Source organism: Nocardia sp. NPDC004568, from assembly GCF_040609955.1.
Lineage (GTDB): Bacteria > Actinomycetota > Actinomycetes > Mycobacteriales > Mycobacteriaceae > Nocardia.
Genome location: NZ_JBEXLL010000107.1, coordinates 1 through 15,741 on the forward strand (window position 1 = coordinate 1; position 15,741 = coordinate 15,741).

Genomic DNA, 15,741 nt, shown 5'->3' on the forward strand with positions numbered 1-15,741 from the left:
TCGATTTTTTCTTTTTTTTTTTTTTTTTTTTTCTCCCCGGTGCCTTCCCCCCCCCGCCCCCCGCGCGGGGCCCCGCGCCCCCCCCCCCGCCCGGCACGACAGTGGATTCGGAGAAGAAATGACCACCACCACCGCCCCCGCCGAAGCGGGCGGCCATCCGATCGACCCGCCGCCCGTGGGTCCGGGCCGTCGGCACACCCTCCGATCGTGGACCGTCTTCGGTGCGCTCGTCGTCGTGCTCGCCGGCTCGGCCGCGGCCGTCTTCATGCCGCTGAAACCGCAGGCGGTCGGCTGTGCCGCGCTGGTGATGATGCTGGCACTGCTGCTGTTGCGCGTGCCGGTCGCCATGACCATGATCATCCCGTCCTTCGCGGGGCTCTACGCGCTGCGTGGGGAGAAGACGGTGGTGAGCGCGTTGTCCTCGCTGCCCTACGACCAGGTCGCGAGCTGGACACTCAGCGTCGTGCCGATGTTCGTGCTCATGGGACTGCTGATGTGGCGGTCCGGACTCACCGCGAACCTCTACACGGTGGCCCGGCACTGGCTCGGCTGGCTGCCCGGCGGGCTGGCGGTGGGCACCAATGTCGCCGGAGCGGGACTGGCCACGGTCAGTGGTTCGACCACCGGCACCGCCTACGCCCTCGGTCGAATCGGTATCCCGGAGATGCTGAAGGCCGGCTACGACCGCCGCTTGGCGGTCGGCGCGGTCATCGTGGCCGGCCTGCCGGGACAGCTCATACCGCCCAGCATCCTGCTCGTGCTCTACGCCGGTATCGCGGAGGTGCCGGTGGGTAAACAGCTGCTGGCCGGCATCGGCCCGGGCATCCTGGTGGCGGTTCTCTTCAGCCTCGCGATCGTCGGGTTCGCCGTCTTCGGCAGAGATCTGGCCGGTCCGAACCGCGGCCGGGGTACCGAGCGAGTCTCCTGGAAGCAGAAGTTCGTCAGTCTCGCGCAGGCCTGGCCGGTGCCGGTGCTGATGCTGGTGATCGTGGGCGGCATGCTGTCGGGCATCTTCACCGCGACCGAGGCCGGTGCCGCGGCGGCGCTGTGCTCGGTGGGTGTGGTGCTGCTGTGGAAGCGCGGGACCGGTGGGGCATTCCGCGCGCTCGCCGACGGCGCCGTCGGCACGGTGTCCACAGTGGGCGCGGTGTTCCTGCTGCTCGTCGGTGTCGAGGCGCTCTCGCGCATGATGACACTCAGCGGTATCAGCAACGGGTTCGCCGACCTGATCGCCGGGATGGATCTCGGCCGGGTGGAGTTCCTGCTGCTGATGGTGGTGGTCTACCTGCTGCTCGGCGCGTTCATGGAACCGCTGCCGATGATGGTGCTGACCATTCCGATCCTCATCCCGACGCTGCAGGCCCTGGATATCTCGCTGCTGTGGTTCGGCGCCTTCACGGTGTTCATGGGGGAACTGGCCATCCTCTCGCCGCCGGTCGGCGTCCTGGCCATGGTCATCCATTCCATCGCCAAGGACCCGGAGGTCAATCTGGGCCGCAGTATCCCGCTGAAGGATGTTTTCGTCGCCTCTTTGTGGTTCCTGCCGATGGCGATCGTGGCGGTGCTGATCCTGATCTTCTTCCCGGAGATCGCGACATTCCTGCCGGACCGGTCCAGCGCCGGCTGAGCCGGGACGCACCGAGCGGAACGGCCGGAGAGGATATCCCTCTCCGGCCGTTCGCCGTCCGGGATCCGTCAGCCGCCCAGGACCCCCGCCTCCCCGAGAGCGGTGATCTCGGCGTCGTCCATGGCGAGCACCTCACGCAGTACGGTCCGGCCGTCCGCGCCGAGTGCGGCGGCCGGGCCGGTGCGCAGATGGGTTCCGTCGAAGGAGGCGGGTTCGGCGGCGGCGAGGTACTCGCCGATCCGCGGCTGGGTCAGCGGGGAGAAGAGGGGATTGGCCTGCAGATCACCGGACCGGACCGTCTGCTCGAAGGTGCGGTACCGCGCGTGTAGTACCGAGGTCGCGGCCAGGGCCGCGCCGACCTCGTGGGCGTCGTGTGCGCGGAACCAGCGGGCGAACAGCGCGGTGAGCACGGCACGGTGCTCGTAGCGGTCGCTCTCCCGTCCGAAATCGGCGTCCAGGGCGGATTCCAGTGCGGCGACGGGTTGCTCGGTCCCGGTGACGGCCGTCAGGTCACGGAAATGCCGCGTGGTCAATGCGACGACCATGAAGCGCGCGCCGTCGGCGGTAGTGAAATCGGTGCCGTAGGTGCCGTACACGGAGTTTCCGGTACCGGCCCGGTCGTGTCCGTTGACCTGTACTTCGGTGAGATAGCCGAGCGCTCCGGCGGTCGCTAGCGCGACATCTTCGAGCGGGAGCACGATCCGGGCGCCCGCTCCGGTGACGGCACGGCGGTGTACGGCCGCGGTCACCGCGAGCGCGGCGTGCAATCCCGCGGCGACATCCCAGGCGGGGAGTACGTGATTGACCACACCGGCGTGCTCGAGTGGGCCGGTGATCTGCGGAAATCCCAGGGCGGCGTTGACGGTGTAGTCCACGGCCGGCTTACCGTCGTGACGACCCAGCAATTCCAGGGTGATGATATCGGCGCGGTGGGCGGACAGCGTGTCGTGGCTCATCCAGTGCCGGCCGCCCGCGTTGGTCACCAGGATGCCGCCGCCCTGGCCGGGCGCGGTCACCAGACGCCGGACGATCTCCTGTCCGGCGGGGCTGCGCAGATCCAATGCCACGGACCGTTTCCCGCGATTGAGGCCGGTCCAGTAGATCGATTCGCCGGTCTCGGTGAGCGGCCACCGGTCGATATCGGCGGCGCCGCCGAGTGGATCGATCCGGATGACCTCGGCGCCCAGCTGGGCCAGGGTCAGGCCGCACAGCGGAGAGGCGACGAAGCTCGAGATCTCGACGACGCGCACTCCGGCCAAGGGATGCGGTGTGGGGGTCGGTCGGGTCATCTGGAATTCCTCCGGTCCATAGGGCCGCTGATCAGGCACGGGCATAATTAATGATAATAAATCACACCATAGTATTGACATGCATCATTGGCGGACGGGATACTGCCCTCATGGCCACTATTTCGGCAGTCGGTCCGGAAGATTTCGCTGACATCCTGGCGCAGACGCGTGAGTTCATCCGCAAGGAAGTGATGCCACGTGAGCAGGAGATCGCGGATACCGACAGCATTCCCGACGATATCCGCCGCGATGCCGCGGCGATGGGCCTGTTCGGCTACGCGATCCCACAGGAGTGGGGCGGCCTGGGACTGGACCTGACCCAGGATGTCGAACTGGCAATGGAATTCGGTTACACCTCGCTGGCCCTGCGGTCGATGTTCGGCACCAACAACGGTATCGCCGGGCAGGTGCTGGTGGGCTTCGGGACCGAGGAGCAGAAGGCGCGATGGCTCGAGGATATCGCCTCCGGTGCCGTGGTGGCCTCGTTCGCGTTGACCGAACCCGGTGCCGGCTCCAACCCGTCCGGCTTACGCGCCAGGGCGGTCCGCAACGGTGACGACTGGGTGATCGACGGGGAGAAACGTTTCATCACCAATGCCCCGCTGGCCGATCTGTTCGTCGTCTTCGCCCGCACCCGGCCCGCCGACGAGAACGGCACCGGTATCGCGGTGTTCCTCGTCCCGGCCGATACGCCGGGTATCGAGGTCGCGCCCAAGGACCGGAAGATGGGACAGGAGGGCGCCTGGACGGCCGATATCCGGTTCACCGATGTCCGCGTTCCGCATTCGGCGCTCGTAGGCGGCAGTGAGGATGTGGGCTACCGGGCCGCGATGACATCGCTGGCCCGCGGCCGGGTCCATATCGCCGCGCTCGCCGTGGGCAGCGCTCAGCGCGCGCTCGACGAATCCGTCGCCTACGCGGCCACCGCCACCCAGGGCGGCACCCCGATCGGTGAATTCCAGCTGGTGCAGGCCATGCTCGCCGATATCGCCACCGGCGTCATGGCGGGGCGGGCGATGGTCCGTGAGGTCGCGGCGCGTTATGTCTCCGGCGCCGACCGGCGGATCGGCCCGTCCGCGGCCAAGCTGTACTGCACCGAGATGGTCGGTCGCGCGGCCGATCTGGCGGTGCAGATCCACGGGGGCACCGGATATATGCGGGAGGTCACCGTGGAGCGGCTCTACCGCGATGTGCGGCTGCTGCGGCTGTACGAGGGAACCAGTGAGATCCAGCGTCTGATCATCGGTGGCGGTCTGGTGAAGGCCGCGCAGCGGCAGACGGGCGGAGGTCGCTGAGATGACACCGGAACCGGGGCACGACGCCGGCCTGCCGCTCGCGGGAATCACCGTGGTCAGCCTCGAGCAGGCCGTGGCCGCACCCATCGCGACCCGGCATCTCGCCGATCTCGGGGCCCGGGTGATCAAGGTCGAGCGGATCGGGGAGGGCGATTTCGCCCGGCACTACGATACGGCCGTCCACGGCCTGGCCTCGCATTTCGTCTGGCTCAACCGCGGCAAGGAATCGCTGTGCGTCGACCTCAAGGCCGACGCGGGCCTCGCCGCGGTGCGGGCGCTGATCGCCGGAGCGGATGTGTTCGTGCAGAATTCGGCGCCCGGCGCCGCCGAACGGCTGGGGTTGGGCGCGGAGGAGTTGCGCGCCGATCACCCCGAGCTGGTCGTGGTCAATATGTCGGGGTACGGGACGTCGGGGCCGTTCGTGGACCGCAAGGCCTACGATATGTTGGTCCAGGCCGAGACCGGACTGGTCTCGATCACCGGTACGCCGGAGACGGCCACCAAAACCGGGATCCCCACCTCTGATATCGCCGCCGGGATGTACGCGCTGTCCGCGATCCAGGCGGCGCTGTTCCGCCGGGAACGGACCGGTGCGGGCGCGACCATCGATGTCGCGATGTTCGACGCGACCGTGGAGTGGCTCGGGCATTCCATCTATATGCAGATGTACCAGGATGTGCAGATCCGGCGGATGGGGTTGTCGCACGCCTCGATCGCGCCGTACGACGCCTACCCCACCCGGGACGGGCAGATCCTCATCGGAGTGCAGAACGACCGGGGCTGGCGCACGCTGGTGACCGAGGTGTTCGATCGGCCCGAACTCGCCGATGAGCCCCGCTTCGCGACGAATATCGAACGCGTGCGGAATCGGGCCGAGGTCGACGAACTCGTCGGCGCGCTCACCCGGGGCTTCGATACCGCCGATCTCGACGACCGGCTCGCGAAGGCCGGGATCCCCGCGGCGCAACTCGGGGATATGAAGAGCGTGATCGCTCATCCCCAGCTGGCGGCCCGGGACCGGTGGCGCGAGGTGGGGACCGAGGCGGGGCCGATCCGCGCGGTGCTGCCGCCCATGATCTTCCGCGATGTGGAGTTGCGGATGGGTGCGGTGCCGGCGCTGGGGGAGCAGACCGACACGGTACTGGCCGGGATCGGTTTCGGGGAGGGACGGATCGCGGAGCTGCGATCGGCCGGAGTCGTGCAGTAGCACGGCACCGGATTCCTCGAAGACATGGATGGGAGCGGCAGTGGGACTGCTGGAAGACAAGGTCGCCGTCGTGACGGGGGCCGCACAGGGAATCGGCCTGGAGATCGCGCGGGGATTCGTACGCGAGGGTGCCAAGGTCGTGATCGCCGATATCAACGACGAGGCCGGCGCGCAGGCGGTGACCGCACTCGGCGGTTCGGATAACGCCCGGTTCGCCCACTGCGATGTGCGCGACGGCGCCGCCGTGGCGGCCGTGGTCGATACCGCCGAGGAGGCTTTCGGCCCGCTCGGGGTGTTCGTCAACAACGCGGGTATGACGCGGGACGCGACGATGCGGAAGATGAGCGAGCAGGACTTCGACGACATCATCGCCGTGCACCTCAAGGGTGCGTGGAACGGCACCCGGGTGGCCGCGAATCGGATGCGCGAGCACGGGGCGGGATCGATCGTGAACATCTCCTCGCTGTCGGGGAAGGTCGGGCTCGTCGGGCAGACCAACTATTCGGCGGCCAAGGCGGGGATCGTGGGTCTCACCAAGGCGGCCGCCAAAGAGGTCGCCTTCAGGAATGTGCGGGTGAACGCGGTGCAGCCGGGTCTCATCCGGACGCCGATGACCACGGCCATGCCCGAGCGGATCTGGGAGCAGAAGATGGCCGAGATTCCGCTGGGTCGTGCGGGGGAGCCGGGAGAGGTCGCCTCGGTCGTGTTGTTCCTCGCCAGTGATCTGTCGAGTTATATGACCGGCACCGTCCTCGAAGTGACCGGTGGCCGATTGATGTGATCCCGCGCCCGCGGGCGTGGTGGAGTCACCCTTGCCATAATCTATGACTATCATTATGGTGAACTGAGTAACGTTGTGCACCCGCGCCGGACGTCGTGAGTCCCGCGCCGGCCAGTGCGGTCCCCGACGAAGGAGCGGATATGTCCGATACAACCCTCGGCACCCAGGCCACCAACGGAAGCCGGTTGCGCTGCAACGAATGCGGCTCGGAGGCGATCGTCACCACCGCCGGTGGTTCGGCGCTGACCTGCTGCGGCGTCGCCCTCGAGATCACCTTCGCGGGCCGCTGACAGCCCCGGACACATCGAGGAGGAAATCAATGAACGAGACCGGTAAGCGCTACACCTGTGGCACCTGCCAGACCCAGGTGATCTGCGTGAAGAAGGGCGAGGGTCGTTTCACCTGCCACGGAGCTCCGATGGAACTGCTCACCGCCAAACCGCTGCCGTCGTCCGACTAGGACGGCCCCCGAAATTCTCGCTGCCGGACTGTGCCCGATGGGTGCTGCCCGACACGCACGTGTGTAGAAGAAGGAGCCTCCCATGGCTGGTCCCCTCGACGGACTCGTTGTGATCGATGCGAGCTGGGGTATGCCGGCGGCCATCTCGACGATGATGCTCGCCGACTACGGCGCCCGCGTCGTCAAACTCGAACGCCCCGGCGGACCGCCGGACGCCGATTCGATCCTGCGGGCAACGACCGATCGAGGGAAGTGGAGCGTCGAAGCCGATCTGCGCACCGCGGCGGGGCGGGCGATCGCCGAACAACTGGTGTCCGGCGCGGACGTCTTCGTCGAATCCTTCGGTACCGGCCGGGCCGATGCCCTCGGTATCGGCTACGAGCACTGGCACGAGAAGTTCCCGGAACTCGTCTACTGCTCGGTCACCGGGTACGGCAACGACGGGCCGCTCGCCTCCCGGCCCGGTTACGAAGCACTGCTCAACGCCCGCCTCGGCCAGATGGCCGAACAGCAGGGACACCGCGACGGCCCTGTCTTCATGGGGCATCCGACGGTCTCCTACGGCACCGCGTTCCTCACCACCATCGGCATTCTCGCGGCGCTGCGCGCCCGGAAGCTGAACGGCACCGGGCAGAAGGTCGACACCTCACTGCTCGACGGCATGCTGGCGATCTCCTCGATGAACTGGTGGTGGAACGAGCGGGACATCTCCTATCTCGCCCGCAGCGGCAACCAGAAGGGATTCGGCTCCAAGCGGTTGATCACCGATCCCTTCCGGTGCGCCGACGGGAAATGGCTGATTCCGCACACCGGCGGGCCCGGCTCGTACAAGCGGATGATGGATCTGCTCGGTTTCGGCGAACAGACGCAGACGATCTCCGGACCGGAGATGGCGGTGCCGCTGAACGAGGTGGAGCTCGATATCGCGCGCAACAAGGTACCGGAGGCCTTCCGGGCCCCCCCCGTGACGAATGGCTCGAGCTGTTCCACGCCGCCGATATCGCCGCGCTGCCGGTCCTGCATCCCGAGGAAACCTTCGCCGACGACCAGGTGCGGTTCGCCGGGGTCGCGATCGATGTGCCCGACGAGCAGCACGGCACCCTCCGCCAGATCGGCCCGGTGATCCGGTTCGAGAAATCGGTGCCCGACGCCCCTGCGCCGGCGCCTCGCGTCGGGGCGCACAATGCGCGTCTCGGGGAGGTCACCCGTTCACCGCGATGGGCGCCCGTCCGGGCCGCTACCCGGGTGAGCGCGCCCCTGGAAGGCGTGCGGATCCTGGATTTCAGCTCCTACTTCGCGACCGGGTTCGGTTCCCGGCTGCTGTCGGATCTCGGGGCCGAGGTCATCAAGGTGGAACCCCTGGCCGGCGATCAGATGCGCCCACTGGGTGACCTCTTCGAAGGTGCCAACCGTGGAAAGCGCACCATCGCGCTGGATCTGCGGACCCCCGAAGGGCAGGAGATCGCGCATCGGCTGGTCGCCGAGGCCGACGTGGTCATGCAGAACTACCGTCCCGGTAAGGCGGAGAAGATCGGTCTGGGGTACGAGCAGTTGGCCGCGATCAACCCGGACCTGGTCTATGCGTATCTGCCCGGATTCGGTTCGGCCGGTCCGAAATCGACGCTGAAATCGTTCGCGCCGCTGGTCTCCGGGCTGGTGGGCCTGAACTTCGAGGGCGCGGGCGAGGGTAACCCCCCGATCCGCCGAGTGATCGGCAACGAAGACCTCTACAACGGATTCCTGGGCGCGGTCACGGTCCTGCTGGCGCTGCACCACCGGGCCGGCACGGGCGCGGGACAGTATGTCGAGAGCCCGCAACTGCATTCGAGCCTGTTCGTCATCAGTGAGCACGCGGCCACCCTCGACGGCGCCGCGGTACCCGCCCATCGGCTCGATGCCGAGCAGATGGGTCTGTCCCCGCTCTACCGGCTGTATCGCACCGCCGACGGCTGGATCGCCCTCGCCGTATTCGGTGACGCGGCATTCGGCCGGCTCACTACCGCGCTCGACCTGCCGGATCTGGCCGCCGACGACCGGTTCACGAGCACCCGTGCCCGTGCCGCCCACGCGGACGCGCTCGCGAAAGCGCTCACCGCGCGGTTCGCGGAATCGACGAGCGCGCACGCCTTCGAGCTGCTGGACGGGCACGATGTGCCCGCCGAGATCCCGCTGGATCATCCGATCATGCCCGAGCTGCTCTGGGAGGAGTGGGCGCTGGACTCACAGCGCGTGGTGGAGCATCACCATCCCGAATACGGCTGGTCGCGTGAGGTCGGCATGGTCATCCATCTGTCCGAGACCCCCGGCCGGTTCAAGGGCGGTAGCCCGCAACTCGGCCAGCATTCGGCCGAGATCCTGACCGAACTCGGCTACACCCCCGACGAGGTCGCCGCCCTGATGGCGACCGTGTGCAAGCTGCCCACGGCGGCGGCAGAGGAATCCTGAACCATGGACATCACCTATCCCGCCGAGGCGGAGACCTATCGTGCCCGTGTACGCGAACTGCTCGAATCGAAGCTGCCCGAGAACTGGCAGGGTATCGGTGCGCTCGCCGCGGCCGAGCAGGAGGAATTCCTGACGACCTGGCGGAAAGTGCTCGCCGACAACGATCTCCTCGCCGTCTCGTGGCCGCGGGAGTTCGGTGGCGCCGGTCTGTCGAGTATCGAGCAGGTGGTGCTGAATGAAGAGCTCATGCGGCTCGGTGTGCCGGACGGGACCGAGAACGACACCCTCGGGATCAAACTGCTCGGCAACACCATGACCGTACTCGGCACCGCGGAACAGAAGCAGTACTTCCTGCCCCGGATGCTGTCCGGCGAGCATGTGTGGTGCCAGGGCTACTCGGAGCCCGACGCCGGCTCCGACCTGGCGGGTATGCGCACCCGGGCCGTGCTCGAGGGCGACGAGTGGGTGATCAACGGGCAGAAGACCTGGACCTCGCAGGGCCACCGGGCCAACTGGATCTTCGTGATCGCTCGCACCGATCCGACCGTGGCCAAACACAAGGGTCTGTCCTTTCTGCTGGTACCGATGGACCAGCCCGGTGTCGAGGTGCGGCCGATCGTCAACGCCGCGGGCTACGTCGCCTTCAGCGAAGTGTTCTTCACCGACGCCCGCACCCCCGCCTCCCATGTGCTCGGTGGTGTGAACGCCGGCTGGAACACCGCCAACACCCTGCTCGGATTCGAACGCGGCGTGCGGGCCACCACCGACGCCGTGCGCTTCGGGCGCGAAGTGGAACGGCTGATCGAACTGGCCCGGGAGCGCGGTCTCACCGGCGATCCGCGGATCCGAGCCGAACTCGCGTGGTGCTGGTCCCGGGTGCAGACCATGCGGTTCCGAGGCTATCGCGCGCTGACGAAACTGCTCAACGGCGGTTCCCACGGCGTGGACGGCTCGTTCTCGAAAGTGATCTGGAGCGAGTTCTTCCAGCGCCTCACCGAGGTCGGGATGCAGATCCTCGGGCTCGAAGTGCTCACGCCGACCGGCGGCGGCAACGACGGCATGCTGGTGACTCCGAACCCCGGCGCCGACAACTCGTCCCGGTGCTGGACCGATATCGCGCTGTACGCGCGGGCCGCCACCATCTACGGCGGCAGTTCGCAGATCCAGCGCAACATCATCGGCGAGCAGTTGCTCGGGCTGCCCCGGGAGCCCCGTCTGGACGGCGGTCCCTTCCAGGACATCGGCCGCCGCAAGAGCGCCTGACCCATCCTCTTCCGCCGTCGTGGCGGCGGAACGCCGAGAACGGAAGAACACGTGTACTTCGCATACGACTCCGACCAGGAGGAGTTCCGGAGCTCGCTGCGCCGGCTCCTGACCGAGCGCGCCCCGATGTCCCGGGTGCGCGAGATCGCCGAGCAGGGCGCGTATGACGCCGAGACCTGGCGATTGCTGGCCTCGAATATGGGAATACCGGGCCTGCACGTGGCGGAGCGGTTCGGCGGTGGCGGGTTCAGTTTCCTCGAAACCGCGCTGGTCGCGCAGGAACTGGGCCGGGCACTGACCCCGGTGCCGATGGTCACCACCACCGGCGCGATCGAAGCGGTCCTCCGACTGGGTAGCACAGCACAGCAGCACGAACTGTTGCCCGGTCTGCTCGACGGCCAGGTGATCGGCACCCTGGCGCTCAGTGGTGCGCAGGACACCGAGCCCGGCGCCGCCCCGGTGCGGGCGGCGGGCGGCCCCGGCGCCCCGGCGCTCACCGGCCGCCTCGACTACGTCGCCTTCGGACACGTGGCCGATCTGCTGGTGGTCCCGGCCGCGACCCCGGACGGGGACGCGGTGGCCCTCTACGTCGTGGACGCGCGGGGCCCGGGTGTGCAAGCCACGGCGCGGGCATCGCTGGACCCGACCCGCACGGTGGCCACCGTCGAGCTCGCCGCGGCCCCGGCCCGGTTGCTCGGCGCCGACCGGGACGCGATCGGCCGGGTCGTCGATATGGTGCGCACCCTGCTCGCGAACGAGGCCCTCGGCGCGGCCGAGGCGGTCCTCGCGATGGCCGTGGACTACGCGAAACACCGCGTCCAGTTCAATCGCCCCATCGGCTCCTTCCAGGCCGTCAAACACAAATGCGCCGATATGGCGATCGCGATCGACGCGGCCCAGGCCACCGTGATGTACGCGTCGCTGTGCGCCGCGGAGGACAACGAGGAGTTCCACCGGGTCGCGGTGATGGCCAAGGCGCAGGCGGCGGAATGCCTGAATCTGTGTGCGGCACAAAATATTCAGATCCACGGCGGCATCGGGTTCACCTGGGAGGCCGACCCGCACCTGTACTTCCGGCGGGCGAAGGCCATCGAACCACTGTTCGGTGATCACGCGCACCACACCGAGTTGCTCGCGGAGCTCGTCGGAATCTGACCGGTGGGTGCCCCGAGCGGTCGCGGGCCACCCACCGCCTATCGATCGAACACGATCCGTCCGCCGATGATCGTGGTGCGGACCGCCGCCGCTGTCGGTTCCGCGAGCTGCCGGCCGATCGGCCGATCCAGCAGTACCAGATCGGCCGCGACGCCGGGGGTGACGCTGCGCGCCGGACCGCCCGGATCGTGTAGCGGGGCGAGATAGCGCCCGAGTGCCTGCGACGGACACAGAGTTTCGCCCGGACCGACGACGCGACCGCCGGGCGCGCGCCGGGTCACGGCCGCGGCGACCACCTGCCACGGGTCGAGTGGGCCGTACGGGGCATCACTGGACAGGGCCAGGCCCACGCCGGCCTCGGCCACACTGCGGCACCGGTAGAGATCGGGCAGATCGGCCGGGTCCACTCGGTGGAGGTAGTCGTCGCCGCGGTCGGCCAGGAACCCCGGTTGCGTCACCACGGTGACGCCGAGACGCCGCAGGACGCCGAGAGATTCGGCCGGGACGACGGCGCCGTGCTCGATCCGGTCGCCCGCGATCGTGCCGGCCTCGTCGAAGGCGGCGAGCAGGACGAGCAGCGCCTCCCGGCTGACACAGTGCACCGCGACCGGCCGGTGCAGTTCGTGCGCGCGCCGGACCGTGCCGACGAGCGTATCGATCTCGGGCAGGCCCGAGTCCGCGAGCACGACCTTGTACGGCCCGATCGTCACCCCGGCCGCGCCGACCCGGCCGAGCGGTACGCCCAGCAGCGTGAGCCGCTGGGGCACCTGTCCCGAGGTCGCCGCGGTGCCGAGCGCGGTGAGGGATTCACCGGTCAGGTCCGGTGTGGCGTCGGTGATCCCGGTGATTCCGTAGCGCGCCAGTCGCGCGCCGACCGCGGTGAGAGCGGGCGGCCCCGTATCCGGTAGGCGCGAGCGCAGCCAGGTGTCCGCCCGCCAGATCCGGCCGGTCGGCCGTCCGGCCGCATCGCGTTCCACACCCGGTTCGTTCGCGGAGTCGAGGCCGACCCGGCGCGCGGCGGCCGAGTTGAGTATCCACAGCGCGCCGCTGCGGTGCTGGACGCGCACCGGCCGGGTGCTGTGCAGGGCATCGAGCGCCGCCGAATCGAGGAGGCCGGCGACGGTTTCGACATAGCCGACCCCGCGGATCCAGCCCTCCCCCGGGGCGGCGGCGAGCGCGTCGGCCAACTCGGCGGCGGTGCGCACGCGCGGCGGCCCGCAGCGCACCGAATCCGCGTCCGCCGCGAGCGCGTGCAGATGCAGGTGGTGGTCGTGCAGGCCCGGCAGCAGGGCGCCGCCCGCGGCGTCGAGTACCGGGATGCCGGCCGCGGGCAGATCCTTCCCCAGCGCGGCGACCGTGCCGCGGCGGACCAGGACGTCGGTGCGCGGCCCGCCGGACACTTCCGCGTCGCGGATCAGTAGATCCGTCATCCGAGCCGCACACCCAGTTCGGCGAGCACCGCGCGGGTATCGCGGCCGCTGTCCGGGGCGGCACCGACGGCCTCGCGGCGGGTCGGCGCGACGATCTGTGACTCCTCGATCGGCAGGGTCGCGGTGGCCGCGGGATCGAGTGTCGCGGCCACCACCGCGGACATCGAAATATCCCACAGACGACCACCGCCGTCGGGCGGCGCCGACATCGCCAGTACCGCCGCGGTCAGGCCGGTCAACGGGTCGGCGATCGCGTCGCCGACGAACAGAGGTGTGCCGTCCGGCGCCCGGGCCACCAGGCCGGCGGTCGCGGCGATATCGTCGCCGAAGCCGATACGATTCGAGCCACGGCCGTGCGCCGTGATCGAGATCCAGGTGCCGCCGGAATCGGCGAACGCCTGTGCGTCGAGCCCGAATCCGGCCAGCGCGCGCGGGCGCGACGCCTCGATCACGATATCGGCGGAGGCCACCAGTTCGCGCAGCGCGTGACGGTGCACGGAGTCACCGGGGTCGAGCACGACGGATTCGTGGCCGCCGTGCAGCAGCTGGTAGAAACCCGGCTCCCCGCGGCGGGCGCCGTCGGGGCGGGTGGGGGTTTCCACCTTGATCACGCGCGCACCCGCGAGCCCGAGGATGTGGGCGCACAGCGGGCCCGCCCACAGGGCACTGAAATCGACCACGCGCACACCGTCCACCGGACGAGGCCGCGAGGGCTGTGGTGGTTCGCCCGGCACCGGGGCGATCGGTCCCGCGGCCACGCCGAGCAGTTCCGCGCGCTCGGCGAGTTCGGTCCCGGTGTGGGTGCGGAGCCACTGTCGCAGGCCGGGCCACGGATCGTCGACCGGGTCCCGGCAGACGAGTGCGGCGAGGAGAACGGGATCGTCGGGCCGTGCGCAACTGACCGCGGCCCAGCCGTCGGCGGTGGGCAGCAGGCGGCAGGCGCGCCCGGCCGAGTGGGTGCCGCCGCGGGTGGACCCGGTGAAGGCGGCCCGCTCGGTGAGCAGGCGGGCGCCGTCGAGCCGGACCCGTCCACCGGTGAGCGCCGCGATCCGGGCGGTGTGTTCGCGGGCGACCGTGGCCGCGACACCGGGCGGGATGAGTGCGGGGCCGTCCGGATAGCCGGTGAGTGCGGGAACTCCGCTCTCGGCCCAGTCGAGGATCCGCCGCGCGGCGGGGGCCGGGGCGGTCGCTGCCGAGGTGTCGGACACGCGCCGATACTACCTGCCGCTAATAATGATGCGCATAGATCTTGACAAGCGATTAATTCAGACGCATGATTACCATCATCAAAGTGAGCCGCCTCACTTTTCGCGCGACGGTTGTGTGTGACCGAACCGACCTCGCTCAGCTCGTTTTCCGGCCGTCGGGCTCGTCAAAAGGGAGATCCAGTGACCAGATTCTTCACCCGCACCGGCGCAGTGATCCGCGCCGGCGCAATCGTCGCGGCCGGTGCGCTGGTACTCGCCGGATGCGCCGAAACCGGCGCCGGGGGAGCGGGCGGTGGTGACACGAGCGTCGCCTACAGCGCCACCAAGGCCGACTATCAGGCGGCGCTGGCCGATATGGACCCGATCCTGCTGCACACCCAGTCGCCCGGCGCCAAGGGGTCGGTCGCCGGTTCGTTCGTCGAGAAGTATGTGGCGGCGGTGGAGGACTGGTCGGGCGGGAAGATCACCTTCGATCTCGCGTACTCCGACGCGATCGCGAAATCCACCGAGATCGACGATGCCGTCAGCGACGGACGCCTCGATATGGGTCAGGTGCTGACCGTCTACGAGCCCAAGGAGTTCCCGGCCTCGGCCGCACTCCTCGACGCGGGAGTCCTCTCGGATCAAAGCGTGGTGACCGGCGTCCTGCAGTCCAACGCCTGGCCCGCGGAGGTCGCGTTCGCGACGCCCGAGATCGTGTCGGAGTTCGCGGACAAGGGCCTGGAATTGATGCTGCCGGCCTACAACGCGGGGATGAACGCGCTGTTCTGCGCGAAGCCGGGCACCGGGCTGTCCGATTTCGCCGGGAGAAGTGTCTCGGTCGGCAGTACGGTCGCCGGCGAACAGGTCTCGGCGCTCGGCGGCACGTCCACCTCGGTCGCCTACACCGAGGCCTACGAAGCGCTGCAACGCGGCGTCATCGACTGCTCGATGGTGAGCCCGTCGGCCGCGACCATCGGCGGAATCGTCGAAGTCGCGCCGAACACGATCATCGACCCGGGCGCCGGGCTGGCCGTACCGACCGGGAACATGGTGTTCAACGCCGACCTCTGGGCGAATCTGCCGCGGGCCGCCCGGCAGCTGCTGTGGGATCGTCTCGACGTCTTCCTCGCCGCGGCCATCGAGGACAAGATCTGGCCGGTCACCGCCGGTGCGGTGAAGAAGATCAAGGAGTACGGCGGTTCGGTGGTGCCGTTCTCCGACGATGCCCGGGCGGCGATCCGCCGGGTCAACGATTCGATCGTCGAGAAACGGGCCGATGATCCGGCGCTGCTCGACGGCCGGGCCTTCGTGGATTCGGTGCGCGAGAAATCCGGGAAGTGGAGCGATATCGTCGCCGACCTGGGCTATACCAACGCCACCGATTACAACGGCTTCGCCGAGTGGTACAAGCCGGGGAAGATCGATATCGGCCCGTATGTGCAGCGGGTCTTCCGGGAGATCCTGCTCGACCGCCGTCCCGTCTGACGAGCCCCGGTCCCGGCCCGCGCCCGAACCCACAGCACGCGGCCCGGGCCCGTCGAGCGCGGCCCGCACCACTGCTCATCCCCAGCTCGCGGATCCCGCCGACAGCGCCTCGCA

General features: G+C 69.0%; 14 protein-coding genes. 11 read left to right on the forward strand and 3 right to left on the reverse strand.

Annotated features, from left to right (window positions below; translation table 11 throughout):
* Positions 1-118: 118 nt before the first annotated feature.
* Complete coding sequence (locus ABZV91_RS30015) at positions 119-1,627, forward strand: TRAP transporter large permease (RefSeq protein WP_355248960.1); 1,509 nt, start codon at positions 119-121, stop codon at positions 1,625-1,627.
* 68 nt (positions 1,628-1,695) lie between these two features.
* On the opposite strand, the gene ABZV91_RS30020 is transcribed toward ABZV91_RS30015, so the two are convergent.
* Positions 1,696-2,916: a CoA transferase gene (locus ABZV91_RS30020; RefSeq protein ID WP_355248963.1), complete on the reverse strand. Its 1,221-nt coding sequence runs from the start codon at positions 2,914-2,916 to the stop codon at positions 1,696-1,698.
* A gap of 110 nt (positions 2,917-3,026) precedes the next feature.
* On the opposite strand from ABZV91_RS30020, the gene ABZV91_RS30025 reads away from it, so the two are divergent.
* The 9 genes from ABZV91_RS30025 (at position 3,027) to ABZV91_RS30065 (ending at position 11,522) form a co-directional block, all read left to right on the forward strand.
* On the forward strand, positions 3,027-4,211 hold the full coding sequence (locus tag ABZV91_RS30025) for an acyl-CoA dehydrogenase family protein (protein ID WP_355248966.1): 1,185 nt from the start codon (positions 3,027-3,029) through the stop codon (positions 4,209-4,211).
* A gap of 1 nt (position 4,212) precedes the next feature.
* Positions 4,213-5,418 (forward strand): CaiB/BaiF CoA-transferase family protein, encoded by a 1,206-nt coding sequence (locus ABZV91_RS30030; protein WP_355248969.1) that lies wholly within the window; start codon positions 4,213-4,215, stop codon positions 5,416-5,418.
* A gap of 40 nt (positions 5,419-5,458) precedes the next feature.
* A complete protein-coding gene (fabG, locus tag ABZV91_RS30035; RefSeq protein WP_355248972.1) occupies positions 5,459-6,199 on the forward strand; it encodes a 3-oxoacyl-ACP reductase FabG in 741 nt (246 codons plus the stop codon).
* 140 nt (positions 6,200-6,339) lie between these two features.
* Positions 6,340-6,489, forward strand: coding sequence for a hypothetical protein (locus tag ABZV91_RS30040; RefSeq protein WP_355248974.1), 150 nt, complete (start codon positions 6,340-6,342; stop codon positions 6,487-6,489).
* 29 nt (positions 6,490-6,518) lie between these two features.
* On the forward strand, positions 6,519-6,659 hold the full coding sequence (locus ABZV91_RS30045; RefSeq protein WP_355248976.1) for a hypothetical protein: 141 nt from the start codon (positions 6,519-6,521) through the stop codon (positions 6,657-6,659).
* An 82-nt stretch (positions 6,660-6,741) separates the two neighbouring features.
* Complete coding sequence (locus tag ABZV91_RS30050; RefSeq protein ID WP_355248979.1) at positions 6,742-7,782, forward strand: CoA transferase; 1,041 nt, start codon at positions 6,742-6,744, stop codon at positions 7,780-7,782.
* The gene (locus ABZV91_RS30055; protein WP_355248994.1) at positions 7,677-9,104 is read left to right on the forward strand and encodes a CoA transferase; all 1,428 of its coding nucleotides are present in this window, start codon (positions 7,677-7,679) and stop codon (positions 9,102-9,104) included. Before ABZV91_RS30050 ends, ABZV91_RS30055 begins: the two co-directional genes overlap by 106 nt.
* Before the next feature lie 3 nt (positions 9,105-9,107).
* The gene (locus ABZV91_RS30060; protein WP_355248982.1) at positions 9,108-10,367 is read left to right on the forward strand and encodes an acyl-CoA dehydrogenase family protein; all 1,260 of its coding nucleotides are present in this window, start codon (positions 9,108-9,110) and stop codon (positions 10,365-10,367) included.
* A 51-nt stretch (positions 10,368-10,418) separates the two neighbouring features.
* The gene (locus tag ABZV91_RS30065; protein ID WP_355248985.1) at positions 10,419-11,522 is read left to right on the forward strand and encodes an acyl-CoA dehydrogenase family protein; all 1,104 of its coding nucleotides are present in this window, start codon (positions 10,419-10,421) and stop codon (positions 11,520-11,522) included.
* A gap of 38 nt (positions 11,523-11,560) precedes the next feature.
* Here ABZV91_RS30065 and ABZV91_RS30070 read toward each other — a convergent pair whose 3' ends face one another.
* Both ABZV91_RS30070 and ABZV91_RS30075 read right to left on the reverse strand, forming a co-directional pair.
* Positions 11,561-12,952: an amidohydrolase family protein gene (locus ABZV91_RS30070; RefSeq protein ID WP_355248988.1), complete on the reverse strand. Its 1,392-nt coding sequence runs from the start codon at positions 12,950-12,952 to the stop codon at positions 11,561-11,563.
* A complete protein-coding gene (locus tag ABZV91_RS30075; protein ID WP_355248997.1) occupies positions 12,949-14,112 on the reverse strand; it encodes a CoA transferase in 1,164 nt (387 codons plus the stop codon). Before ABZV91_RS30075 ends, ABZV91_RS30070 begins: the two co-directional genes overlap by 4 nt.
* Before the next feature lie 228 nt (positions 14,113-14,340).
* Between ABZV91_RS30075 and dctP the strand changes: the two genes are divergently transcribed.
* Complete coding sequence (gene dctP, locus ABZV91_RS30080) at positions 14,341-15,627, forward strand: TRAP transporter substrate-binding protein DctP (protein ID WP_355248991.1); 1,287 nt, start codon at positions 14,341-14,343, stop codon at positions 15,625-15,627.
* Positions 15,628-15,741: the final 114 nt, after the last annotated feature.